This window comes from Bacillus sp. FSL K6-6540, from assembly GCF_038007545.1.
Genome location: NZ_JBBOXH010000001.1, coordinates 2,840,411 through 2,866,279 on the forward strand (window position 1 = coordinate 2,840,411; position 25,869 = coordinate 2,866,279).

Below are 25,869 nucleotides of genomic sequence, written 5' to 3' on the forward strand. Positions count from 1 at the left end.
ATACAATTTCGTGATGCATTAACATTTTTGAAGAAAACCTGTTCATGTTAAATAAAAACAGTATGATGTAATTAATGTAAGTGCGGAAAGAACACATCTAAAGAATGGAAGGAATGAGGATATGGGGAAATTGACGACAACCACTGCAAGAAATGAGCGATCCAATCGCGTATCCGTGTTCGTTACGTTGCTCATGTCCTATCTTGTGGTACTGCTGATCCCGGTCATCGTGTTCTGGGGTCTGTATACCCAAATCGAGCGAATTATGATCGAGAATGCCAACAACTCCAACATGGCACTCATCGAACAGGCCAAGCAGGTCGTGGACAGCCGATTGGATGAAATGCATTTGATTTCCCGGAACATTACTTCACATCCGAGACTGGATGCGCTGTTAAAGGCAGGATCCCCTCAAACCGGAGCGGAGCATTACAATTACTACACCTTCATGCAGGAAATGCAGCGGTACCGAAACAGCAGCAGTTTTATCACCGATTTTTATGTGTATCTTGATGAGAGCGATACGGTTCTCAGCCCAACCTTAAAAACGACGTCCAGCGTCTTGTTCTCCGATATCTACGGATATGAAAGCTTAACCTTTCAACAATACCAAGCGGATATACTGCGCGGCGTTCATTTCAACCGGTATCTGCCCGTAACGGAGGTCGGCAAAGGCCTGAACCAGAAACGAATGCTCACATATATGCAAACGCTTCCATTTGGCGAGAAAAACAACCCCAAAGGCGCCCTTGTCATGCTGATCGACGAAAGGCAGATTACAGGCTTGCTCGAGGAGATCGTGAAAACCAACAACGGAACGATATCCATTAAGGATGCCAGCGGTCAAGTGATCCTTCGTGCCGGTGAAACCGGAGTATCCAATGTGGGTAAAGCTGAGGATAAGCAGGCCGTCATGACGGTATCGTCCAGATCCGCACGCAGCGGGTGGGAGTACGTGTCGGTCGTGCCGGAAAAAGTGTTTATGGAAAAGGTGAATATGGTCAAACGAATGGCCGCAGGCGTTCTCGGCATCTGCCTGGCCGCCGGCGTTGCGGCTTGCGCGTACATGACGTACCGGGCGTATTATCCCCTGCGCGACATTATCCGCTTTATCCGCCAATCCCATCCGGTCAAGGAGGGGAAGGTACGCAACGAATATGATTTCATCAAATCCACGATGGCCGATTCCTTTGGCAAGCAGACGGAGATGAAGGAGCAATTGTCGAGGCAAACGCCGGTGATCCGGTCCAACTTTTTGCAGCGTTTATTGAAGGGAAACGTGGATGCGGCCGATATGTCGGAGCATGCCCTGGAATTCATGGGGATATCGTTTCCGTTTCCCGGCTTTGCCGTTGCCCTGATCGAATTGAGGGATGCCAGCGGGTTCATTCATAACGAACGGGAAAGCGAATGGGCCCTGATCCGCTTTGTCACAGGGAAGGTGGCCGAAGAAATTCATCCCTTTACCGCGTATTCCGTGGATCTGGAGAAGAACCAGGTCGCCATGATTCTGAATATGCCGGAACCTCTGCAGGACAAGGCGGGCGAGCTGTACGATTGGGCGGAACAAGTGAAGCTGGTGATCGAACAGCGCTTCAAGTCCGAGATCACGATCGCGATCAGCGATATCCGTTCGGATCTTGGATGTTTGGCAAGCGGATATACCCAAAGCTTGAAGGCGCTGGAATATTCCATTTTTACGGCCTATAAACCGATTTTATTCTACGATGAAATGAAGCAGAAAACGGGGGTGTATTATGATTTTCCCATTGAGACGGAAATCCAGCTCATTAACGCCATGAAAAGCGGGGATACGGATAAGGCTCAGGATATCATTCAAAGTCTGTACCACAACAACTTCAGCGGTCAATCCATCTCGCCCGAGCTCGGCCGACTCATGTTCGCGAACCTGCTCAGCACGATGTTCAAGCTGCTCAATGCCTTAAATTTGAAATACGAGGACGTATTCGGTCAGGCAGGCAAATCGATCGAAGACATTACCGAGGGCAGCACGGTAGAGGAGCTGTACCGGGAAGTGAAATGGATGTTCGGCCAGGTCTGCCTGTACGTAAGAGACCAGAGAGGCGATTCCTCCTCGCAGCTCCTGGATAAGATAAAAAGCTACATCGCGGAGCATCACGACGATGCCATGATCAGCCTGGCTTCCATTGCCGAGCAATTCGATATCACGCCGCCCTATCTGTCGGCCTTCTTCAAGAAGAACAGCGGGACCAATCTGACCGATTACCTGGCCAAAATTCGGATCGAGCGCTCCAAGGAAATGATGCGGGATGCCAAAAATACGATTTCGCACATCGCCCGTTCCGTCGGTTATACCAGCGATGTCGGTTTTATCCGGGTATTCAAGAAATACGAAGGGATCACCCCGGGAAAATACAAGGAAACCCTGCATTCCCTATCATCAACCTTAAGAAATGATCATCTCAATTCTTAATCGCTGTATATGGATCCAGAAACTGTACGATATACGTCGAAAGCGCTTCAGCATTAATATTTGAGGCAGGGCCGGCATCAACTCGGCCTGAACATTTCGGATGATCATTCATTAGGAAAAAAGGGAGGCGTCGTGATTTGAAAACAAACCGGAAACGTATGACGAGACTGGCCATCTTCATGCTGATTGTGACTATGATTGCCGGGTGCAGCGGAAAAGGCTCGGGAGCCGAGGAGCCTGCCGGCGACAAAGGCAAGGAAGGAACGGGCGTTGCCTCAGGCGGAGAAACGGGGTATCCCGGCCAGCTGACCTATTGGGTATCGCTGAATGCCAACGCATCGGCAACGATGCAGGATATGAACGGCATTGCCGCCTATCAGGAAATGGAGAAATTGACAGGGACCAAGGTTAAGTTCCAGCATCCGCCGGCAGGGCAAGAGGCAGACGCCTTCAACATTATGGTCTCGTCGGGCAACTTGCCGGATGTCGTGGAGTATGGCTGGGCCAACGTATCCGGAGGGCCGGATAAAGCGATATCGGACGGTTCGATCATTCGCCTGAATGAGCTGATTGAAGAGCATGCTCCGAACCTATCGAAACTGCTGAACGAACACCCGGAATACAAAAAGCTGATAACGACGGATGGCGGAAACATTTACGTATTCCCGTTCATCCGCGGAGACGAGTATCTGCTGACCTTTAACGGCCTTATCATTCGCCAGGACTGGCTGGATCAGCTCAACCTGCAAGTGCCGGAAACGATTGACGAGTGGTATGAAGTATTAAAAGCGATCAAGACCCAGGATCCCAACGGGAACGGCCAGGCGGATGAAATCCCGCTCCTGCTTGATATGGATATGACGGGCATTAACCATGCATTTGTCGGCGCGTGGGGAATTACGACAGGATTTTATCAGGTGGACGGGAAGGTACAGTACGGCCCCATCCAACCGGAATTCAAATCTTATTTGGAGACGATGAGCAAATGGTATGCCGAAGGCCTGATCGATCAGGATTATGCGGCAACGGACGGGACGCTCAAAGATGCCAAAGTGACCAACAATCAAGTGGGTGCCTTCTCCGGATACATGGGCAGCAGCCTCGGCCGCTATTCCGAACTCATGTTAAAAAGCAATCCGGACGTCAGTCTGGTGGGCGCTCCCAACGTTGTGCTAAAGAAGGGGGACACGCCGCTTCTTGGACAGAAGGATTCGCCGTTCAACGGATTTGGGGCGGCTGTGACGAAAGCGAACAAATTCCCGGCGGAAACGGTGAAATGGCTCGATTACAAATATGGGGAAGAAGGGCACATGCTGTTTAATTTCGGGGTTGAGGGAGTCAGCTACGAGATGAAGGACGGGTACCCGACCTATACCGACGAAGTGATGAAGAATCCAGATGGGCTGTCGATCACCCAGGCGTTGTCGAAATACAACCTGGCCAGTTATTCGGGACCTTTCGTTCAGGATCGCCGTTACGTCGAGCAGTATTCCGCGCTTCCTCAGCAAAAAGCGGCCATTGAGACATGGATGAAGGCGGAGAACGACCGTTTAATGCCGATTATTTCGCCGACGGCAGAAGAGAGCACGCGTTATGCCTCGATCATGAACGATATTAATACGTATTACGAAGAGATGGTCAACAAATTCATTATGGGCGTGGAGCCGATCAGCGGCTTTGATCAATTTGTCCAAACGGTGCAGGGAATGGGCATTGAAGAAGCCCTTCAGATTCAGCAGTCTGCGCTGGACCGTTTTAACAGCCGGTAAGTGTAGAAGCGCATGAAGAGGGAGAAAACGGGCGAGCCGTCTCCTTCTTCATGCGGGTTATTTTTCACAGAGGAGGGCATAGGGTGCAGCTAAAGGAAGGAACAAAACGCATGACGATACAGAGCAAATCCGAGAGCTTCAGCGCAAGAGCAGCGAAGGACTTTCGCAGGAATTCCACGATCTACCTGATGCTGCTGCCGGTTGTGGCGTTTTATGCCGTGTTTCATTACGGACCGTTATACGGCCTGCAGATTGCGTTCAAGAACTTCTCCGCAGGGCTCGGCATCTGGAATAGCCCATGGGTCGGCTTTCAACATTTCAGCGATTTTTTTAACGGATTTTTCTTTGAGCGGGTCGTTTCCAATACCATTATCCTTGGCGCGTACGATCTTATCTTCGTATTTCCCGCTTCGATCGTGCTGGCCTTGATGCTGAACGAGGTGCGACATCGGATCTTTAAGCGGACCGTACAATCTATTACGTATATTCCCCATTTCATTTCCGTTGTCGTTGTGGTCGGGATGCTGGTGGATTTTTTGGCGGTGGACGGCCTGATCAACCATATCGTCACCTACTTCGGCGGCAAGCCGATTTCGTTCATGCGGCTGCCGGAATGGTTCCGTACCATCTATACCTCGTCCGCCATCTGGCAGGGGATTGGCTGGGGCTCCATCATTTATCTGGCGGCCATTTCCAATATCGATCCGTCCCTGTATGAGGCGGCGAAAGTGGACGGTGCCGGCCGCTGGAAGCAGATGCTTCAAATTACGCTCCCGGGGATCCTGCCGACCGTGATCATTCTGCTTATCTTGCGGATCGGTTCCTTTATGGCGCTGCAGGATGAGAAGATCCTGATCATGTACAACCCGGTCATCTACGAGACGGCAGACGTGATCGGGACTTATGTCTACCGCAAGGGGATACTGGAAGCAAGCTACAGCTTCAGCGCCGCTGTCGGCATGTTCAATTCCTTGATTAACTTTGCGCTGCTCATTGGAGCCAATTATCTCAGCAAGCGGTTTACCGACACGAAGCTGTGGTAGAGAGGGGGATCTCATGCGAACTACTAGATCGGTCAGTGAAGTCCTGTTTGATTATGCGAATGTCATTCTATTGTGTTTGTTATCGATCATAACGTTATACCCGTTTCTCTACGTATTGTTTGCTTCGATCAGCACGCCCGCCGAATTCGTTCAGCACCGGGGCATCCTGCTGTGGCCCAAGGGCTTCTCGCTGGACTCCTATCGAATGGTATTCGAGAACCCGAATATCATCCGAAGTTACCTGAACACGATATTTTACGTGGTCGTCGGCACGACGCTGAACATTCTGATGACGGCTCTCGGAGCCTATGGTTTATCCAGGAAAAACGTGATGTGGAAAGGCGCCATCATGATGCTGATCGTGATGACGATGTTTTTTGACGGCGGGCTCATCCCGAAATACCTGCTCGTGAAAAATATGGGTCTGCTTGATACGTACTGGGCATTGATTATTCCAAGCGCCATGACGACATGGAACTTGATTATTATGCGAACGGCATTTCAAGGGGTACCCGATGCGCTCGAGGAATCCGCGCGGATCGACGGAGCCACCGACTGGACCATTCTGTTCAGGATCATCATCCCGTTATCGCTGCCGGTCATTGCGGTTATGGTGCTCTTTTACGGGGTGTGGCATTGGAATAAATGGTTTGATGCCCTCATCTATTTAAGGGACCGGGACTTGTTTCCGCTGCAGTTGATCCTGCGCGAGATTCTGATCCAGAACGATACCAGCAGCATGATGACCTCGGTAGGAGGGGGAGATCGGATGCCGGTTGGCGAAACGATTAAGTATGCGACGATTATGGTGGCGACGCTGCCGATCTTGTTTCTGTATCCGTTCTTGCAGAAATATTTCGTGAAGGGCGTCATGATCGGCGCCATCAAAGAATAGGAGGTATGTGAACCATGTGGGAACAGGCCATCATGGATGCGGTTGAAAAGACCAAGAGGAACATCGGTTTATTTCCGATGAAATTCCCTCACATCACGGCGGAGAAGCGATACGAGTGGGGAGAAAGCAATGACTGGATTGAAGGATTCTACACCGGAATGATCTGGCTGTGTTATGAATATACGAAGGACCCGCTGTTTAAGGATACGGCAATCGCTCAATTGGAGGATTACAAGGCGCGGCTGGAGGAGAAGCGGCATCTGGATCATCATGATATCGGATTTCTATACCTGCCCTCCGCATTGGCCGCGTGGATCGTGGATGAACATGAAGAGGGCAAACAGCTGGCCCTAAAAGCAGCCGACCATCTGATGCTGCGCTGGCGGGAAGAAGGCCAGTATATTCAGGCCTGGGGCCGGAAGGGCGACGAGAAGAACGGCGGCCGCATTATCATCGACTGCATGATGAACATACCGCTGCTGTATTGGGCGTATGACCAAACAGGCGACGAACGCTACAAACGCGTGGCCGTCGCGCACGCGGAGAAGAGCCGCCGTTATTTAATGCGAGGGGATGATTCTTCGTACCATACCTTCTACTTCCAGCCGTCGGACGGGAAGCCCATCGGCGGTGGGACGCACCAAGGATATCACGACGGCTCCACCTGGACGCGCGGGCAAGCATGGGCCGTCTACGGATTTGCGCTTTCCTACCGTTATACCCGTGATCCGAAGTATTTGGATACCGCCGTGCGAGCTGCCCGCTATTTTATCGAGCATTTGCCGGAAGACCATGTCGCCTATTGGGATTTTGACGTTCCGATCGAAGCGGGTACGCCTCGCGACAGTTCCGCTTCCGCCATCGCCGCATGCGGGATGCTGGAGATCCTGGAGCACCTGGAAGAGGAAGATGGCAATAAAGGGCTATTGACAGACGCCGTCGAGAAGTCCATGATCTCCCTTGTAAACCGTTATTCCACTATCGGTGAAGCTGCCGAGGAAGGCTTGATCAAGCATGGTTCCTATTATGTCAGAGGCGGGATGGGACCGGACGATTACATGATCTGGGGGGATTATTATTATCTCGAGGCCTTGCTGCGACTGACCAAAGGGATACCTGGCTATTGGTACGAGAGAGGATAGTAGCACCGGATCCGTGAACGATAACGGGAACGCCGCAATCTGTGCGGCGTTCCCTTTTTTGTGTAAAATAGGATAGGATCATTGTTCACAATATACTCATTAGCATTGAGAGAACGTCTTTGTTATGATGGGGAAGATTCAAATGTAAGATAAATGGTTTGGAGGAGATAGGCATGTTGAAACATGTGAAAACTTCGGTTCTGCTGACCTTGGGTCTGCTGCTTGTACTGGTGTTCCCGACAGCAACATGGGCGCATTCCAAGCTGGAATCCAGTACGCCCGCCGCGGACGCCAAGATCACGGAAAGCGTGATGGAAGTCAATCTGTCATTCAATGAAAATATCGATGAAAATTTAAGCACCCTCAAGGTGAAGAATGCGCAAGGCGAAGCGGTTGAAGTATCGGAAGTCAAGGTTAACCAGAACACTATGGCTGGAACGCTGGCAGGACCGCTTCCATCCGGTTCTTACACGGTGGAATGGAAGATCGTTGGCGGAGATGGACATCCCGTTGACGGAACGTATGCTTTCGAAGTCGATGCACCGGAAGGGGAAGCTGCTCCGGAGACTTCTGCCGACACCGAAGAAACGCCTGCGGATACAGGAAGTACACCGGATGAAACAGCAACGGCGGATGATACAGCCGCAGACAACGCAGATCCGTCGACGGATACGAATCAGCAGGCGGAGAATACGCCGGCTAATGACACATCCGAAGGAAACGGGTCGACCGTGTGGATCGTGATTATCGTCATCGTGGCCGTTGTCGCAGGATACTTTGGAATTAAAGCATCCCGGAAGAGAAAGTAATGTCTTATTATTGGTTAAGCGAGCCGTTTTTATATTTAGCATACGCCATTCTGGCCGGGATCACGGTGTTGTCCCTGGTACCGAAGGCTTATAAGCCGGACATTTCGGTACCGGCCTGGCTCGGTCCAGCGGCGGGGGCAGCCATCATCCTATTCGGCTTTGTGCCGCTGCTGCAAATCATCATGTTCTTCAAGGATGATATCGGATTCTGGCAGTCCTTTAACAGCATCATGTTCAAATTCAGCGAGGGCGAGCGTTATGCCTGGATACTGGTTCTTTCGATCCTATTGGCGGTACTGACCCTGATCGTCCGCCGGAAGCCCGGCTCTCCCTTACGCTGGCTTATGCCCGCTGTTCTGTTGGGCATTGCCGTCGCCATGTCTTCGTTCAACCACGCTGCATCCCTGTTCGACGGCGTTGGACAGCTTGCTTTCTTCGGCCATTTCACGGCGATGGCCATATGGACGGGAACGCTGCTGCTTACAGGATGGTTCAGCACGGAACATGATCGCTGGAGTGCGTTTCTCCGATGGTTCCATCCATTAGCCATCGCCTGCGTCATCCTTGTCATCGGATCGGGTCTGTTCCTGATGACGGCCGTGACGCCGGAACCCGTAAACAGCTGGACGCTGTCCTACGGTCAGGCCCTGCTGGTCAAGCATATTCTCATTCTGCCGCTGCTGGTGTTCGCGTTCGTTAACGGTTATCTCGTCAAGCGCAAGCTGCGCAGGGATAGAAGCTATCGACCCGCGGCATGGGCACGAAGCGAGGGAATCCTGATCTGGCTGATTTATATCGTCACCGGCTACATGAACCAGCAGCCGGCGCCGCACGAGGTCGTGGATACATTGGCGTCATATGGCCCTGCAGCAACGTTTGTCTGGTTCCATCCCGGGTTTACGATCGGTGAATTGGCCTTTACGTGGAGCTGGATCGGGATACTCTGCCTGTGTCTTGGGCTTGGTCTCCTCTGGAATATCGTGAACGTATTTCGCAGGAACCGGGCAGCAGCCGTCGGGCTTTTAAGCGGGTTAGGCGCCGCCATGCTGATTTATTGCGGCTTGATGTTCTCGGTTACTGCCGTTTAATTTGTTTGAAGTGAAAGGTCCTTGCTGTTTAATCAGCAGGGCCTTTTTTTGGTATGGGAGCAATGATAGATGGCTGGATAAAGGTGGTATACTTGGGGTGAAGATCGAACATGGACCAAATCTAGAACTGGGGGGAAATATGATATGGAAAAAGTGAAATTTATTCGCTTAGCATCTCCTACGGATGCATCCGTAATGGACCGATTAAACGAGGAGTTTAATGGGGTTAGGATGCCGCTGGAGGAAATTAAATATAGTTTGGAACAAGCGGATGAGATCGTGGCCATCGCTTATTTAGGTGATGATCCTGTTGGATTTGCCTGCGCCCAATCAATTAAGTCCTTTTGTTACGGGGAGCTTGTCGGCGAGATAACGGAAATGTACATTCAGGAGCGGGCAAGAAGGCAGGGTCTGGCAGGAATGCTGCTCGTTTTTCTGGAGGAACAATTGTTCGCGCGCGGGGTGAGGACGGTTAAGGTGCTTACGGGTCATGATAATCACCAAGCCATCGGGGCATATGAGAAATCAGGTTATAAGCGGGAGGATGAAGTGCTTCTGGAGAAAGAGCTGGGGGAATAGGAACGTGATAGCATCCAGGATATCAGATAAGGGTCAGCGAATAATCGTACATGTACAAAAGCATGATATCCGAGTTATATAAGGATCATCATGCTTTTATTATTTGCTGGAGAATCCGGTCATTTATCCATGATGCTGCGTTTCGGAGCGATATTGACCCGGCGTGAGTCCCGTGCTTCGCTTGAATACCGAGTTGAAGGAATGCATGTCCTTGTAACCGACCTTTTCGGCGATCATACTGATTTTGTCTGTCGTGGTTCGCAGCAGCTCGCGGCTCATTCGAATGCGTACGGTCTGCAGATAATGATGCCAGCTCTGGCCGGTATATCTGCGGAACAATCGCTGAAGATGGCGTTCGCTGAAGCCGCTGATCTGCGCAAGACGCGTCAGCGTGAGCTCATGCATGTATTGTCCCTCCACGTATTGAAGGACATCATGAAAAGAGGGATGCGAAGGCTCCGAGGTGATAGGCTGCGAATGCTCGATGGCCCGGCTGAACTCAATGATCAGCTGTAGCAGCAGGGTATGCAAATAGACGGCAGAGCCGCTGATTTGCATGGCATATTGTTCATAGAGGGAGACGAACAGCTTCTCGAAACGGTCATGCCGATCCGTAATGGCGCGGTACCCAAGCGAGCCGTCTTCCATCTGTTTTAATAAGGAGGCTGTCCTCGAATCGGAAGCAAAGGCAATCAGTTTCGGAAGGAGTTTAACGGAGAATATGCAATTGTTCACGATGAGCGGCTTCCCATTCGATGAGGTAGGCCGAAATACGTGAGGCATTCCGAGCGGTATATAGAACATATGACCTTTGCGAACCCGCTGCACCGAGTTCTCCATGTGATGGAAGCCTTCTCCTTCAGCAATATACGCAATTTCCAGAAAATCATGGTTATGGTAAGACCCCGTAAAATTCTCCGCGTTACGATTTACATACATCAGGGTGTCATCCCGAAAAAAATAATCTCCGTAATAGGTTTCCATCGGTCGTTTCATCCTGTTTGCTCCTTTTCATTGATCGAGGATGGATGTCCGTTTTACCGCATTAAATTGTCCGTTATCCCCATCATCCTACTTGGAGGTTCACTTATAATAATAGTGGAAACAGGCACAGAAATGAAAGCGAATATCAAGCCAAGCGGCTAATTCAAACGGATTGTTGAAGCAGCCTAATTGAAGTGAACGGAGGAATAAGCATGTTCAGCGTAACGGATGTACGATGCGAATATCTTCATCATCCGATAGGTATCGGAGAGCGAAAGCCGCGCATCAGTTGGAGGTTGGCCTCGGACGAAAGAGCCGTCAGTCAAACCGCTTATGAGATAGAGGTTTCCATCGAGAATGAATTTGCCCAGCCCTGCTGGACATCAGGGAAAACAGCCTCGTCGCAGTCGGTTCATGTGGAATTAACGGGGCTGAGCGCAACATCATGTAAGCGCTATTTCTATCGCGTGCGTGCTTGGAACCAGGCCGGGGAAATGACGGAATGGTCAGAGACGGCCTACTGGGAGACAGGAAAGCTGGAAGGAGAGCCATGGGTAGGACAATGGATATCTGCACGACAATCCTTGCTGCCTGCTGACGCCGGTCACCTCCCGCTGCTCCGCAAGAGCTTCAGCTTAAAGTCGCCCATTACGAAAGCAAGAATATATGTTACGGCGCTGGGCCTTTATGAACTTGAGCTTAACGGACAGAGAGTGGGAGATAGTTATTTCACGCCAGGCTGGACGAGTTACGATCATACGATTCAGACGCAGACCTATGACGTAACCGAGATGTTGAAATCTGGCCAAAACGCGATCGGCGCTTGGCTCGGTAACGGTTGGTACAAGGGACAGCTGGGCTGGGAGGATCGGCACGCGATTTATGGAGATCGATTAGCGCTTCTGCTGGAGCTGCATATCACGTATGCTGACGGCAGCGAAGAAGTGATGGCAACCGATTCAAGCTGGCAGTCGGCCAAAGGCCCGATCACCATGTCGGAGCTATACCATGGCGAAACCTATGATGCGCGCCTCGAACTGGACGGCTTCAGTTCGGCAGGTTATAACTCCGTTGATTGGCATGGCGTGGAAACGATCGACCAAGGTTACGACAAGCTGAAGCCCCAGATCAACGAGCCCGTGAGAGCCGTTCAAACGGTGCGGCCCGTGGAATGTCTGACCACGCCCAAAGGTGAAACCGTCATCGACTTCGGGCAGAATTTGGTAGGCTGGGTCCGATTTAGCGTGTCCGGTGCGGAGGGCACAACGGTGACGCTGCAGCATGCGGAAATCCTGGATGCCGAAGGTAACTTTTATACGGAGAATCTCCGAACCGCTAAACAAACGATTCAATACACGTTAAAAGGCGGCGGAAACGAAATCCATGAACCTCATTTTACGTTCCAAGGCTTCCGATATGTGCGTTTAGACGGCTTCACTGAAGAGCAGCTGGACCTCCGGCATTTCGAAGCGGTCGTGCTCCATTCGGATTTCGAAGAAACCGGAACTTTTCAATGTTCGGATCCCATGGTGAATCAATTGCAGAGCAACATTCGATGGGGACTGAAGGGGAATTTCCTCGACGTGCCCACGGATTGCCCGCAGCGTGACGAGCGGCTTGGCTGGACCGGCGATGCGCAGATGTTCATCGGGACGGCGGCCTATCTTGCCAACGTGGCGCCTTTCTTCACGAAATGGCTGTCGGACCTGGCCGCGGAACAGCGCGATGACGGAGCAGTTCCGTTCGTTGTTCCGCATGTGCTCGGCGATGAAGCCTATGCTTCGGCCGCATGGGGAGATGCAGCGGTCATTTGCCCGTGGACGGTGTACGTCAATTTTGGCGATCAACGGATATTGGAGCGTCAATATGAGAGCATGAAGCGCTGGGTCTCCTACATTCAAGCTCAAGGGGAGCATGAATATCTGTGGAATACCGGCTTCCATTTCGGCGATTGGCTGGGACTGGATGCGAAATCCGGGGACTATGTGGGTGCTACGGAACGGGACTTTATCGCTTCGGCGTTTTATGGTTATTCGGTGGAACTGCTTAGGAAAACCGCGGTCGTATTGGGACGAGAACAAGATGCTGCCCTGTATGCCGAGCTTAAAGAAAAGGTTGTCGCTGCATTCCGTAACGAATTCGTGACCCCGTCCGGAAGGCTTGCGGCGTCGACGCAGACCGCGCACGTGCTTGCGCTTATGTTCGGGCTGCTGGATGAGGCGGCGGAAAAACGCGCGGCGGATCGTCTTTATGCATTGCTGGAGGAGAGCCGGTTTCATTTAACGACCGGTTTTGTGGGCACACCTTATATTAATCATGTGTTAAGCCGGCACGGCATGCACGATGCGGCGTATAAGCTGCTGCTGCAGCAGGACTATCCTTCATGGCTGTATCCGGTGACGAAAGGCGCCACGACGATTTGGGAGCATTGGGACGGCATCAAGGAAGACGGCAGCTTCTGGAGCCGTGACATGAATTCATTCAATCATTATGCATACGGAGCCATCGGCGAATGGCTGTATCGTTCGGTTGCCGGCATACAGACCGTGGAGGATGCGCCGGGTTATAAACATATCCGGTTTGCGCCTGTACCGGGCGAAGGCCTGATATGGGCGGAAGGCAAAATCGATACGATGTATGGAACCGTCCGGTCATGCTGGCGGATGGAGGATAATGGCGAGTTTCAGCTGGAAGTGTGCATTCCGCCTAATACGACTGCTGAAATTTGCCTGCCGGGTGTTTTTGACGTTTCAAACGTTAAGGAAGGCAGCACGATCCCTCTAAACGAAGCGAAGGGGATCCATTCGGCAGTTGATGGCGAAGCGGGTGTTGTGATTCAAGCGGGCTCGGGGGAGTATACGTTCCGTTATGTATACAACAATCCTAAAGCGAAGTAAGGCATGATAGCAGGAGACCAAAGTTCTTTACCGCGATGGACGCGGTAAGGAACTTTTTTTTCGTATCCAGGCACATTTCTGGGCGAATGCACATACGATACAAAGTGATCTTAAGGAAGCGAGGGGAACTCTGTGGCAGTCATCAAAGCGAATTCGAATGATGTGGATCTTCTGGCAAGATTGATCCGCGCAGAGGCAGAAGGCGAAGGTGAGCAGGGCATGCTCATGGTAGGGAATGTCGGGGTGAACCGGATACTGGGTAACTGCCTGGATTTTCGAAACATCCGCAACATGAACGATATGGTATTTCAGAGCCCGGGTGGTTTTGAAGCAACACAGAAAGGCTATTTTTATCAACGGGCCAGGGATCGGGATCGTCAGCTAGCCCAAAGGGTCATTAATGGGGAACGCATATGGCCGGCTAGCAACGCGCTATGGTTTTTCCGCCCGGCAGGGGACTGCCCGGCAACTTGGTACAATCAGCAGAACACAGGCCGATTCAAGGCACACTGCTTCTTCACCCCGACATATGCCGATTGCCCGTCCGTTTTTTGATTCATGTTATACAACCGCTTAGGCGGGAGTTATAAATTAAAGGAGGAAATTACTTATGTACAATCAAGGTGTGCCGCCTGTGAACTTCATGAATGGAGTCCGTTATCCGGGAGTGCCGAACCGCGGGACCGCTGGTTATACGGCAAACGTTCCACCGCAGGTGCCCAGCGGAAGCCCAATGACGCCGGGAGGCACCGTTGTTCCGGCACCGCCGCAATTCGAACAATCTTACGTGGAGAATATCCTTCGATTGAACCTTGGGAAGCAGGCAACGTTTTACATGACGTATGAAAACAATTCGCAATGGAATGCCAAGGTGTTCACGGGCATTATCGAAGCCGCCGGTCGGGATCATATCGTCATCAGCGAACGGACGACAGGGCGCCGGATCATCCTGCTGATGGTGAACCTGGACTATGTCGTGTTTGACGAGCCGCTCAATTACCAATATCCGGGCGTGATCGGCAATCCGCCACCAACGGCAAGATAAATCTATTTTTGCGAATGCCCCAATAACCTTCGTTTACACCGATGTGAAACGGAGGTTATTTCTTTTGGACTTTGGCAGCATATTCAACGGCATGCGTTTTTTTAACGCCACTGAGTACGGCCGCATCGTATTATTTTAACATTATGAATGTTTATTCATAGAATCGTTCAATTCATCGGAAAACGAGTGTTAACGGCTGAGAATCAAATTAAAGCTCATAACAACGATGATTAATGTCATAAGACAACGTTTGACTGTGTATCGTAGTACTATATAATTACTTATATAGCTTGAATAAGTCGGAATAAGACAAGGAGATGAGACCATTGGGAAGTTGATGCGTAGTCCGAACACGCTGTTATGCTTGATGGCACCACACATTTTTAATAACCGAAGGAGGTGTTCCTATTCGTCATAGCATGCTGTATGGCGGGTAGGAGATCGATTGAGTGACCCCTTACCGAGTTTGATAAGTTTAACCTTGGTATTGATTCTCGTCCTATTAAACGGGTTTTTTGTATCGGCTGAATTGGCTTTTGTTAAAGTGAAGAGGAGCCGTATTGACGCTTTGGTTGAAGAAGGACATAGACGTGCACAATTTGCGCAGAACATACTGAAGAACCTGGACGGATATATATCCGCTTGCCAGTTTGGCATTACCATCGTGTCCATCGGCCTTGGCTGGATCGGCGAGAGAACGATTTCCGCCATGATTACGCCTTGGTTCAACGGAATAGGATGGAGCAACACAGCCGTTCATGCGGTGTCCTTGGTATTAGCCTTCATCTTGATCGCACTCATGCATATCGTATTCGGTGCATTAGCGCCTAAGACGGTGGCCGTACGCAAGGCGGAACAAATCACGCTGCTGTCCGCAGGCCCGCTGCGGGTATTTTACACCATCATGTTCCCGTTTATCTGGTTTGCCAATGGGCTTTCCAATAACGTTCTTCGTATATTCCGGATGAAGCCGGTGGTTGAACGCAATGTTCATACCGAGGAAGAACTGCGGGATATGATGAAAGAGAGCAGCGAGAGCGGATTGATGGATAGCACGGAGATGACACTGGTAGACAACATTTTTGAATTTGCCGATACGACGGCAAGGGAGATCATGATCCCCCGTACAGAAATGATCTGCTTATACAACAATCTTTCATTGGAAGAAAATCTGAAGATTGCAAGCGAGGGCATGCGAACCCGTTATCCGATCTGCGACGAAGACAAGGATCATATCATTGGCTTTATTCACATTAAAGATCTGATGCGCGGCTTCGTTGGCGACCAGCTTTCCCTGATTCGCCCGATCATTGCTGTTCCTGAGTCAATCAAGATCAGCGAACTGCTGCGAAGAATGCAGCGGAGCAAGACGCAAATCGCCATTCTTATCGATGAATACGGCGGGACCTCGGGACTCGTGACCCTGGAGGATATTATGGAAGAAATCGTCGGTGAAATTCAAGACGAGTTTGACGAAGAGCGTCCAGGCATTGAAAAGGTGGGGGAGGATGAATACTCCATTGATGGATTGATGCTGATCGATGAAATCAATGACCAATTTGGTCTGAATGTGGATACAGAAGATTACGATACCATCGGTGGATGGCTGTCTGCGCGCCTTGAGGTGCTGCTTCCGCACAAAGGCCAGTCTGTTATATACGAAGACTGTCGCTTTGTGATCGAGGAGACCGAGAATAAACGCATCTCCCGGATACGCCTGATCAGGCAAGAGCAGCAGCTGATACAGGAAGAAGCGGGCGCGTAAACTGGATATTAGAAGAAGCGGCGACATTTTATGTCGCTGCTTCTTTTTATTTGCAGAAAAGTTTCAAAAATTATATCAAACCGTGAAAAATTAGAAACTTTTGCGCTTACACGACGTGTTAAAATATGGATGTTCCTATCATATTGAAAGAAAGGTGATATTATGTCGAAAGTACGCAGTCCAAAACGTATAGCTTCAGCACTTGCAGTCAGTGTTTTGTTAAGTTTATCCCTGGCAGGAGGGGCTTACGCGGACTCCGCTGCAGACATTGCACCCGGTGCTTTGACGACTCCGCCTCCGGTTGAAATGAATTTGAATTCTTCCATCAGCCTCTTAGCGAATAAATATTTGATCAATTACTATTCTACGATTAGCAAGGCAAGCGGTACCCAAGTGAGCATCAACGGATTTACCGGCGCTGGACAAGCCGTAGACAGCATCGGCATTAATTATGTTCTACAGCGCTGGACAGGGTCGGCTTGGGTGGATGCTGGCAGTGCATATGAAAACGGAGCCAACAAGCTTTCGCTTAGCGGCACCAAAAATTTCAACGTTCAGACAGGCTACTATTACCGTGGCAAAACCATTCATTGGATTAATGAGAACGGTACATATGAGGAAGGCACTTATTATACGAACTCGATATTAGTAGAACAGTAATTTCAATAGGTTATAACAAAGAAGGACACTTTATGCAAGTGTCCTTCTTTGTGTGTGCAGGCATGGTTTTAGTGTATGCTGTTGGCGATTTTAATGAATTCTTCTCGAGAAAACAATCCGCTAATATTCACCAATATTTTGTCATTGTCATGCAAAAAGCGGAGGTTGGTTTCAGTCAGGTAGGCTACGGCTCCGGATTTCAGCTTCAGCGTCTCGGTAACCTTTCCTCCAAGGCCGATGGACCGTTCTGCCGTCATGTCGATTAAATCGATGTAGAATACCTTTTCATCCGCATTCTTGTAGTGAAGATGAAGATCCAGGATCGGCGCGCTCTCGCTTTCCGCGATTCCCGTCGCCTCATAGAACTCAAAGCCAGGCGGAATATAGCCGATTTCAGGGATCTTGAATAATACGCGCTTTTGCGATTCGATTAAGGATTCGTTAGAATCCGTAAAGGGAACGTCTTCGGTTTCCACCAATTCAGCGGGCGGTACTTGATCGGCGTTATCTGGCGCAGGGCTTATATCCGGCGGAGGCGCAGTAAGGGCCTTGCTGGGATCGACGGGCTCTTTCTTGCCGAATATCTGGCCCGTAATGCCATTGCCCCAATCCACGATTTGCTGATAGATTGGCGATACGGCCTGCGTGACGGTAGGCTGGGAGAACACGAATGCCCCGAATGCCATGGAAGCTGCAATAATACCGGCCAACTGAAATCTGCGGCTTCGCTGTTTCCGATTGTTAAGTTTCTCGACCTGCAGCTTGACTTGCTGCCAGGATTGTCGCTTGGATTCGTTGTCCGTAGGGAGTGAGGAACGTGAAGCTGCACGATCAAAGGCTTCATCAAAGGCCTCGTCAAACCAATCATCGTATTTTTCGTTGCTCATCCAATTCACCCCACTCTCTATACAGCATTTTCTTAACGGATTCCCTGGCCCGGAACAAACGCTGCTTCACGATCTCTTCGCGAGTATTCAGCAGCTCCGCGATTTCCCTGTAGGTCAGGCTGTGCTTCCAACGATACTCAATCAATAGCTTGTATTCAGGCTTCAATTGGTCGAGGTACTGCCCGATCGATTCCTCCAGCAAATTCGATTCCACCTGGTGTTCGACGTTCGTGGAAGAAACTACCACGTCCTCTTCATTAATAAAAACACTATCGACATCCACTTGGTTACGGTATTTTTTATTTTTTCTTAAATAATTCATGGTTGAGTTTTTGGCGACGACACGGAGCCAGCCCCGCATCTTGCTTTCCGTTTCGAACTTCGGCTTGCTTGTGATCACTTTGATAAAGGACTCCTGAATGATATCCTCAACAGCAGCATGATCCCGTACGACATACAGTATTTGCCCATAAACGAGGTCATAAAATTCATAATAGATTTCTTCCTGAATAGGTTCGCTCAGATCAGCGAAATCTGCTGCAAGGAGGAGCTGTAATCGGTTGGACACGCGATAATCCCCTCTCTGGTGTAACCATCCTATTTCTCTCATCATTTTACAACATATCGGGTAAAAAAGCCCTACAAATTCTAGTAACAGCCGACTCTGGAGACCGTAGGCATCCCGGCTTATCCTATGGAATTCATGGTATGGGGCCCGCTTTTTCGCCTCTATTATCGGCAAGTCAATGAGCTGCGCCCATCTCTTCATCATATGCTCGGCCATCAATGGGTATTAATCGAATCTGGGATTGACCCGGCAAGAGAAAGGGCGGGGATGGACCAGATAAAAACAGGACAGCCTCTGAGAATCAGGCTGCCCTGTCGATCGTTCTTAATCGAATGTTGGGTTGCTAGTCAAGGTAACGGGAAAAACGGCGATTATGCCCAGTTACCATCGATGAAGACTGGCTCTTCCTTGCCATCATGCGTGATTCCCGTAATCTGAAGGTCCTTGGAGCCCATCATGAAGTCGACGTGGGTAATGCTGGTGTTCAGGCCGCTTGCCTGGAGCTGTTCGGACGTCATGGTCTTGCCGCCTTCAAGGTTGAAGGCATATGCGCTCCCGATGGCCAGGTGACAGGAGGCATTTTCATCAAACAGCGTGTTGTAATACAGGATGCCGCTTTCCGAGATCGGGGAGCGGTGGGGGACAAGAGCCACCTCGCCCAGATAATGCGACCCTTCGTCCATGGAGATCAGTCGGGTTAAAGTGTCCTGGCCTTGTTCGGCGGAAAATTCGACGATACGCCCGTTCTCGAACGCAATCGAGAAATTGTCGATGATGTTGCCGCCGTAACTCAAAGGCTTCGTGCTGCGTACGGTGCCGTTGACGCCGGTTTTGAGAGGAGCGGTGAATACTTCCTCCGTCGGGATGTTGGCAACGAAGCGCTCGCCTTTTTCGTTGTGGCTGCCCGCCTGGGCCCATATATGACCCTCCGGCAGCTCGATTGTCAGATCCGTTCCAGGTGAAGTGAACCGGAGCTTGTGATATTTCTTGGCATTGAGTTCATCCGATTTGCGTTGAAGGGTATGGATATGCTCTTCCCACGCCCCAATAGGATCTTCCAGGTCCGCGCGAACCGCGTGGAAAATCGCGTCCCACATTTTGTCCACCTGCTGGCCTGCAGGAACGTCAGGAAACACCTTGGCGGCCCAATCGGGGGAAGCGTACGCTATGCCGGTCCAGCTCATTTTGTCGGCCTGCTGGTATTGCCGGTATTTCGACATGGCTGCGCCATATGTACGTTGATAATTGGATATACGCTCGGGATCGACTCCTTTTAACAGGTCGGGGTTCGAGGAGAGGATCGTCAAGAAAGCGGCTCCTTGTTCGGCAAGTTCGGTTACTTCCTCTGCGTAATAAGTCGGCGGTTCCAAAAAAACTTCGTCGGGCGCCAGATCGTACCGAATCCGATTCACGATCTCGTCACTGTAATTCACTTTCACTTGCTTGGCACCCGTTTCGTAGGCTTTCTTCACGATCAGACGCACCAGCGGCGCCGCATCAATCATGGCGTTAACCACCAGCGTTTGTCCCGGCTGCACGTTGGCGCCGACCTTAACTGCTAGCTCCGCATAGCGTTCCAATTTTTGTTCAAAGCTGGACATGACAGACCCTCCATTTCTTATATGCTGCCTCATAGCAACTTCAAGCGTTGTTTAGATTATCGCACAATTTTTAAGTTTGTAAATCAACCTCGGGTCAATTAAAGTCCGAAAAAGTTAAAAGAAAGCAGCTACTTCGCGAGAAATAGCTGCTTTATGCTGCATCTTATTCTTAAAATGCCCAGTTTCCTTTCAGGAATACGGGTTCTTCCTTGCCATCTGCCGTAACGCCGTAAATATCCATGTCGCCGGAGCCGATCATGAAGTCGACATGGGTTACGCTCGTATTGAGGCCGCTCTGAATCAGCTGCTCCTGATTCATGTCCTTGCCGCCCTCGAGACAGAAAGCATAAGCGCTGCCGAGCGCCAGGTGGTTGGAGGCATTCTCGTCAAACAACGTGTTGTAATACAGGATGTTCGACTCCGAGATCGGGGATTGATGCGGCACAAGCGCCACTTCACCAAGGTAACGTGCACCTTCATCCATGTTCAGGAGACGCTCCAAAGTCTCATACCCTTGCTCCGCCGTGAAGCTGACCACCTTGCCTTCTGCAAAAGTAAGGGAGAAGTTGTTTATGATGTTACCGGCATAACTTAATGGCTTCGTACTATGTACGGTGCCATTGACGCCTGTTTTGAGAGGAGCGGTAAAGACTTCCTCAGTCGGCATGTTAGCCACGAAGGAGTGTCCTCGTTCGTTGATGCTGTCGCCTTGTGCCCAAATGTGCCCTTCCGGCAGTTCGATGGTAAGATCGGTTCCCGGCGCAACATAGTGGAGCTTCTTATATTTCTTGGCGTTCAGCACGGAGGATTTGGCTTCAAGCACTTCGAGATGTTGGTTCCAGGCCTCTACCGGGTTCTCCTGGTCCACACGTACGGTGTGGAAAATCGCATCCCACAATTTGCCGACCTGCTCGGATTCCGGAACATCCGGGAATACCTTCGCGGCCCACGCAGCCGAAGGAACTGCGACCAGGCACCAGCTAAACTTATCGGACTGCTGATAGGCACGGTATTGCTTCAATGCTTCGCCGCGCGCCTTGTAGAAGTTTCCGATGCGCTCGGAATCGATGCCGCTGAGCAGATCGGGGTTCTCGGCCAGCACGTGCAGAACGGCTGCCCCGTTCTCGACCAGCTCCGTCATTTCTCCGGCATACCATTTTGGCGCTTCGGTAAACACGTCATCCGCTGCTTTTTCGAATTGAAGCCTTGTTATCGTTTCGTCGGTCCACAGGATCTTAACGAGGCGGGCCCCCGCTTCGTATGCCTTCTTAGCGATCAAGCGGGTAAACTCGGCGGAATCGACAGGAGCATGGACCACCAGCGTTTGCCCTTCCTGTATGTTGACTCCAACCTTTACGGCCAACTCGGCATATTTGTCCAGGTATGTATTGAAATCGGACATTTGGAACCCTCCAATGCAATTAATAATGTAACACCCCATATTATACTAGATCGAGCTGTATAAGAAAAACCATAATCAGCGATCAAGAAAAGTGATATACTGAGTCTTGTGAGTGCTTTACAACGTAACGAAGGAGCGTGAAAACGTGTCACAAGTCCGAATCGAGCGTGCGGATATGAAGCGGGATGATGCCGATCAATTCGTGGGATATACCGTATTTTCTATAGATGGACATGCCTCATCCTACGAGATCACCTTCCTGAGCAAGAACGGCCGGGATTGGGATTACAGTCTGAACTTTGCCGGCGAGCCGGGAATCGAGGAGCAGTTTCTCCAGATAGACGAACGGATCGAAAACGATGACGAGCTGTTTGACGATTTGCTGGATGCAGCCATTGATGCCAGCGAATTCGGGGAATCAGAGGCGGACTAAAGAACGTATTTAAGAAACAAACCGTACACCTCTCTTAGATCGAGGCGTACGGTTTGTTTACATGCGGCAATGAGCGGGCCGGATAGCTTATCCTATTGTGATTCGTCCCTCGGGATGCCGGTACAGCTCCTTGTTATTCTTGCGGCTAAGCGCGTACGCAAGCGTTAGCGGTCCCAGCCGTCCGAGGAACATGAGCATGGCAATGGTAATCTTGCCAACCCCGGAGAGCTCGGTGGTAAGACCCATGGATAACCCGGCCGTGCCGAAGGCGGATACGGCTTCGAACAAAATCCTTAAGAATTCGCCTGATTCCGTAACGGACAGGAACATCGAGGCGCCTACCAATAGCAGCAGCGATAGAATCGTCAGCGTGATGGAGCGGTAAACCAGGGATTGGGAGATGCGGTTGCGATAGAGCACCACATCGCGTTTTCCCTGAATCATCGTGACGACGGCACCGATCAGCACGGCAAAGGTAGTCACCTTGATGCCGCCTCCGGTCGATCCGGGGGCTGCCCCGATGAACATCAGGAGAATCATGAAGAACTGGGACGATTGCTCCAGACTCGCAATGTCCAGGGTGCTGACGCCTCCTGAACGGGGAGTGATCGATTGGAATATGGAAGCCATGATCTTTACCGGATACGAAAGAGGCCCCAAGGTTTTGGGATTGCTGTGCTCCAGGATAAAGATCATGACGGCCCCGATCACGATTAACAGGGACGTCACCGTCAAGACAACCTTGGAATGAAGCGAAAGCTTTTTGCATTTCGGATACTCGATGAGATCAAAGATAACGATGAAGCCGATGCCTCCAAGGAAAATCAGGAACATCACAATGATATTGACAAAAGGATCCGCTACATAGGTGGCAAACCCTGAGAAGGGGCCGTGAATTTGGCCAAAGAGATCAAAGCCTGCATTGTTGAAGATGGAGATGCTCTGGAATATGCCGAAGTATGCCGCATCGGAAAGAGGCATGATGGCAGAGAACCTGAGCGTCAGCAGCAAGGCGCCCGCGCCTTCTATGATCAGCGTGTAGACCAGCACTCTTCGGATGAGATCCACGATGCCTTGTATTTGGTATTGTCCCATCGCTTCCTGAAGGATCATGCGCTCCCGGAGCGAGATTCTGCGGTTGAACATCAATGCAATCCAGGTAGCCGAGGTCATAAACCCCAAGCCGCCAAGCTGAACCAGCATAAGCATGACAATTTGTCCAAACATCGACCAGTGGGTGCCCGTATCCACGACGGTTAATCCCGTCACGCTAATGGCAGACACGGCCGTAAAGAGAGCATCTACCAGCGGAGTCGAAGTCCCGTCGGCGGTAGCGATAGGGAGCTTAAGCAGAAAAGTTCCGATCAGTGTGATCGATGCGAAACCGATCGCCAGAAATTTAGGAGGCGTCATTTGATTGCGTAGGTCTTTCTTTTTCATGCCGATTATCCTTTACCGAAAGTTTAATTTTGAAATCAATCTCTAATATAACACGAAAGGTGAATCATTTAACCATCATGAATTCGAACCGAGCACCGATTCCCGTTTTTATCCCGTTATTTATAGGGATTATAGCCATATCCTTTTCATCGATTTTCGTAAAATGGTCCGGCAGTCCCGTTTCCATTCAGGCCATGTACCGATTGGTGATCACGTTTCTGATCATGCTGCCGTTCGCGGGAAAGTACATGCCCGTTATCCGATCGCTGAAGCGCTCCGAAGTGCTTCTGCTGATTCTGTCCGGTGCGATGCTGGCCCTGCACTTTTTGTTATGGATGGGCTCCCTGAAGTGGACGAGCGTAGCCAGTTCTACGATCATCCTGGCCCTGCAGCCGGTATTCGTCATGATCGGCGCCTACATCTGGTTTAAGGAGAAAACGTCGCTGGCGGCCATAGGAGGTATGGCCATCGCCTTTCTCGGCGTGTTCCTACTCATTGGCAGCAGCGGTTTCAGCGGTAGCAAGGGACATCTGACCGGCGATATCATGTCTTTGCTGGGGACGGCCGCGGTGGCCGTCCATATGCTGCTCGGACAACTGCTGCTCAGAAGGCTGCCGTCATTCCTGTACAGCTGGCTGGTTTTTGCGGTAGCTGCTGCCGTATTGGCGGTATATAACGTGGGCATGCAGATTCCGCTGACCGGGTATTCCGCTCGCGAGTGGGGGATATTCGCCTTGTTGGCCGTCGTGCCCACGGTATTCGGTCATCTGTTATTCAATTGGCTGATGAAGTATGCGACTGCCTCCACCGTGTCGATGAGCGTTCTCGGAGAGCCGGTTGGAGCGAGTCTGCTGGCTTTTCTCCTGCTGAATGAGTCGATGAATTCGCTGCAAGCCGCAGGCGGAGCGCTGGTGCTGTTAGGGCTGGTATTGTTCTTGAAGGTCGGCAGAACCAAAAAGCAGCAGGTGGACGTCCAGCCTGAAGCGCTGGGCTGATCCCGCATTATTTTGCCTGGATAGACTAGTTCCCGCAAAATTAGCGCACACTGAACATTAAAAAGCCAAAATATTACAATTATGGAATAAAGGCTTAGAACGGGGGCGCGCGTGAAAGCAGTCACTTATCAAGGCAGACATCGGATCAAAGTGAAGGAAATGAAAGACGCCGTTCTTCGGCACAGCGACGATATCTTGATTCGAGTCACCACCACGGCCATCTGCGGATCTGACTTGCATTTATATAACGGCGAGCTGAAGCATCTTAACGATGATTACATTATCGGCCATGAGCCGATGGGGGTCGTCGTGGATGCAGGGCCGGAAGTAAGCAAGGTCAAAGTGGGGGATCGGGTGATCATTCCTTTTATCGTGTCTTGCGGCAAATGCATCTTCTGCCAGAATCAAATGGAAAGCCAATGCGATTATGCGAACGAAGCAAAGAATACCGGCGGTTTTTTTGGATACAGCGACGCGTACGGCGGCTTTCAAGGCGCGCAGGCGGAACTGCTGCGGGTACCTTACGGTAATTTCATGCCCTTTGTCATCCCGGAGGATGCCGAAATGGAGGATGAGAAGCTGCTCATGCTGTCCGATGCGCTGCCAACCGCCATGTGGAGCGTGGAGAACGGAGGAGTTAAGCCCGGCGATGTCGTCATTGTCCTCGGATGCGGCCCGATAGGATTGTTAACGCAGAAGTTTGCATGGCTGAAAGGAGCGAAGCGGGTCATCGCCATCGACCATGTGGACTACAGGCTGGCGCATGCCAGCCGCACCAATCATGTGGAAACCTACAACTTCGAGAAGATACCCGAGATCGAGAACTATATCCATGAGATAACCAAGGGCGGCGCCGACGTGGTCATCGATTGCGTGGGCCTGGATGCCAAACGGACCGGCATCGAGATGCTGGGCAGCATGTTGAAGCTTCAGGGGGGTTCCTTGGGAGCTTTTCGCATGGCTGTGAGAATGGTGCGCAAATACGGGACCATCCAGCTCACGGGCGTATATGGGCTTATCTACAATGCATTTCCGCTAGGAGAGCTGTTTGAACGCAATATTACGTTAAAAATGGGTCTTGCCCCGGTCATTCATTACATGCCCAGCCTGTATCAAATGTTGAAAGAGGGGACGGTGGATCCTTCGGATATCATTACCCACCGGTTTCCGATGGAGAAGGCTGCCCTTGGCTATGATATTTTCAATGAGAGGAAGGATGGCTGTATCAAAGTCATCCTGAAGCCTTAGGTCACGGCGATCCAACTAAAACGAGGAGCGTTTCGGTAGATGAGCAGCACGACCGGAACGCTTTTTTATTTGTATGGAAAAAAACGATCCCTGGCGTTGACAAGCCAGCAAGAAGTATTCATAGTAATGAAAAATAGAATTGTAGAGGGAGAGAGAGGAATCGA

General features: G+C 50.8%; 22 protein-coding genes. 16 read left to right on the plus strand and 6 right to left on the minus strand.

Going from position 1 to position 25,869, the window contains the following annotated elements; translation table 11 throughout:
• Window positions 1-121: 121 nt before the first annotated feature.
• The 8 genes from MHH82_RS12735 (at window position 122) to MHH82_RS12770 (ending at window position 9,780) form a co-directional block, all read left to right on the plus strand.
• Window positions 122-2,455, plus strand: coding sequence for an AraC family transcriptional regulator (locus MHH82_RS12735; RefSeq protein ID WP_340965939.1), 2,334 nt, complete (start codon window positions 122-124; stop codon window positions 2,453-2,455).
• A 137-nt stretch (window positions 2,456-2,592) separates the two neighbouring features.
• Complete coding sequence (locus MHH82_RS12740) at window positions 2,593-4,224, plus strand: extracellular solute-binding protein (protein ID WP_145035737.1); 1,632 nt, start codon at window positions 2,593-2,595, stop codon at window positions 4,222-4,224.
• A gap of 83 nt (window positions 4,225-4,307) precedes the next feature.
• Entirely contained in the window at window positions 4,308-5,267 is a 960-nt protein-coding gene (locus MHH82_RS12745) for an ABC transporter permease (protein WP_145035739.1), read from the plus strand.
• Between the two features lie 13 nt (window positions 5,268-5,280).
• Window positions 5,281-6,162, plus strand: a complete 882-nt coding sequence (locus MHH82_RS12750; protein WP_145035741.1) for a carbohydrate ABC transporter permease — start codon at window positions 5,281-5,283, stop codon at window positions 6,160-6,162.
• Between the two features lie 14 nt (window positions 6,163-6,176).
• A complete protein-coding gene (locus MHH82_RS12755) occupies window positions 6,177-7,304 on the plus strand; it encodes a glycoside hydrolase family 88 protein (protein WP_277748640.1) in 1,128 nt (375 codons plus the stop codon).
• Between the two features lie 173 nt (window positions 7,305-7,477).
• Window positions 7,478-8,113 (plus strand): copper resistance CopC family protein, encoded by a 636-nt coding sequence (locus tag MHH82_RS12760; RefSeq protein ID WP_340965946.1) that lies wholly within the window; start codon window positions 7,478-7,480, stop codon window positions 8,111-8,113.
• Complete coding sequence (locus MHH82_RS12765; protein WP_340965949.1) at window positions 8,113-9,201, plus strand: copper resistance D family protein; 1,089 nt, start codon at window positions 8,113-8,115, stop codon at window positions 9,199-9,201. The genes MHH82_RS12760 and MHH82_RS12765 overlap by 1 nt, the downstream gene beginning before the upstream one ends.
• Window positions 9,202-9,345: 144 nt before the next feature.
• Window positions 9,346-9,780, plus strand: coding sequence for a GNAT family N-acetyltransferase (locus MHH82_RS12770; protein ID WP_340965951.1), 435 nt, complete (start codon window positions 9,346-9,348; stop codon window positions 9,778-9,780).
• A 123-nt stretch (window positions 9,781-9,903) separates the two neighbouring features.
• Here MHH82_RS12770 and MHH82_RS12775 read toward each other — a convergent pair whose 3' ends face one another.
• Entirely contained in the window at window positions 9,904-10,776 is an 873-nt protein-coding gene (locus MHH82_RS12775) for an AraC family transcriptional regulator (RefSeq protein ID WP_340965953.1), read from the minus strand.
• A 200-nt stretch (window positions 10,777-10,976) separates the two neighbouring features.
• On the opposite strand from MHH82_RS12775, the gene MHH82_RS12780 reads away from it, so the two are divergent.
• The 5 genes from MHH82_RS12780 (at window position 10,977) to MHH82_RS12800 (ending at window position 17,131) form a co-directional block, all read left to right on the plus strand.
• A complete protein-coding gene (locus tag MHH82_RS12780) occupies window positions 10,977-13,661 on the plus strand; it encodes a family 78 glycoside hydrolase catalytic domain (RefSeq protein WP_340965955.1) in 2,685 nt (894 codons plus the stop codon).
• A gap of 132 nt (window positions 13,662-13,793) precedes the next feature.
• On the plus strand, window positions 13,794-14,216 hold the full coding sequence (locus tag MHH82_RS12785; RefSeq protein WP_009589484.1) for a cell wall hydrolase: 423 nt from the start codon (window positions 13,794-13,796) through the stop codon (window positions 14,214-14,216).
• Window positions 14,217-14,304: 88 nt separating this feature from the next.
• Window positions 14,305-14,706 carry a spore coat protein GerQ gene (gene gerQ, locus MHH82_RS12790; protein ID WP_374705876.1) on the plus strand — a complete coding sequence of 134 codons (402 nt, stop codon included), beginning with the start codon at window positions 14,305-14,307 and terminating at the stop codon, window positions 14,704-14,706.
• A 445-nt stretch (window positions 14,707-15,151) separates the two neighbouring features.
• Window positions 15,152-16,471 carry a hemolysin family protein gene (locus tag MHH82_RS12795; protein WP_015734757.1) on the plus strand — a complete coding sequence of 440 codons (1,320 nt, stop codon included), beginning with the start codon at window positions 15,152-15,154 and terminating at the stop codon, window positions 16,469-16,471.
• A 162-nt stretch (window positions 16,472-16,633) separates the two neighbouring features.
• Window positions 16,634-17,131: a hypothetical protein gene (locus MHH82_RS12800; protein ID WP_015734758.1), complete on the plus strand. Its 498-nt coding sequence runs from the start codon at window positions 16,634-16,636 to the stop codon at window positions 17,129-17,131.
• 68 nt (window positions 17,132-17,199) lie between these two features.
• On the opposite strand, the gene MHH82_RS12805 is transcribed toward MHH82_RS12800, so the two are convergent.
• The 4 genes from MHH82_RS12805 to MHH82_RS12820 form a co-directional block, all read right to left on the minus strand.
• Complete coding sequence (locus MHH82_RS12805) at window positions 17,200-18,018, minus strand: DUF4367 domain-containing protein (RefSeq protein WP_251494677.1); 819 nt, start codon at window positions 18,016-18,018, stop codon at window positions 17,200-17,202.
• Entirely contained in the window at window positions 17,996-18,586 is a 591-nt protein-coding gene (locus tag MHH82_RS12810; RefSeq protein ID WP_036665307.1) for an RNA polymerase sigma factor, read from the minus strand. Before MHH82_RS12810 ends, MHH82_RS12805 begins: the two co-directional genes overlap by 23 nt.
• A gap of 371 nt (window positions 18,587-18,957) precedes the next feature.
• Window positions 18,958-20,187: an aminopeptidase gene (locus tag MHH82_RS12815; protein WP_036665305.1), complete on the minus strand. Its 1,230-nt coding sequence runs from the start codon at window positions 20,185-20,187 to the stop codon at window positions 18,958-18,960.
• Between the two features lie 169 nt (window positions 20,188-20,356).
• Window positions 20,357-21,589 (minus strand): aminopeptidase, encoded by a 1,233-nt coding sequence (locus MHH82_RS12820; RefSeq protein ID WP_036665303.1) that lies wholly within the window; start codon window positions 21,587-21,589, stop codon window positions 20,357-20,359.
• A gap of 145 nt (window positions 21,590-21,734) precedes the next feature.
• On the opposite strand from MHH82_RS12820, the gene MHH82_RS12825 reads away from it, so the two are divergent.
• The gene (locus tag MHH82_RS12825) at window positions 21,735-22,022 is read left to right on the plus strand and encodes a hypothetical protein (RefSeq protein WP_009589418.1); all 288 of its coding nucleotides are present in this window, start codon (window positions 21,735-21,737) and stop codon (window positions 22,020-22,022) included.
• A gap of 87 nt (window positions 22,023-22,109) precedes the next feature.
• Here MHH82_RS12825 and MHH82_RS12830 read toward each other — a convergent pair whose 3' ends face one another.
• A complete protein-coding gene (locus tag MHH82_RS12830; protein WP_036665301.1) occupies window positions 22,110-23,462 on the minus strand; it encodes a TrkH family potassium uptake protein in 1,353 nt (450 codons plus the stop codon).
• A 77-nt stretch (window positions 23,463-23,539) separates the two neighbouring features.
• Here MHH82_RS12830 and MHH82_RS12835 point away from each other — a divergent pair, with 77 nt between their 5' ends.
• Entirely contained in the window at window positions 23,540-24,457 is a 918-nt protein-coding gene (locus MHH82_RS12835) for a DMT family transporter (RefSeq protein ID WP_015734764.1), read from the plus strand.
• Window positions 24,458-24,568: 111 nt separating this feature from the next.
• Complete coding sequence (locus tag MHH82_RS12840) at window positions 24,569-25,705, plus strand: zinc-dependent alcohol dehydrogenase (protein ID WP_036665299.1); 1,137 nt, start codon at window positions 24,569-24,571, stop codon at window positions 25,703-25,705.
• The last annotated feature ends 164 nt before the right edge of the window (window positions 25,706-25,869 follow it).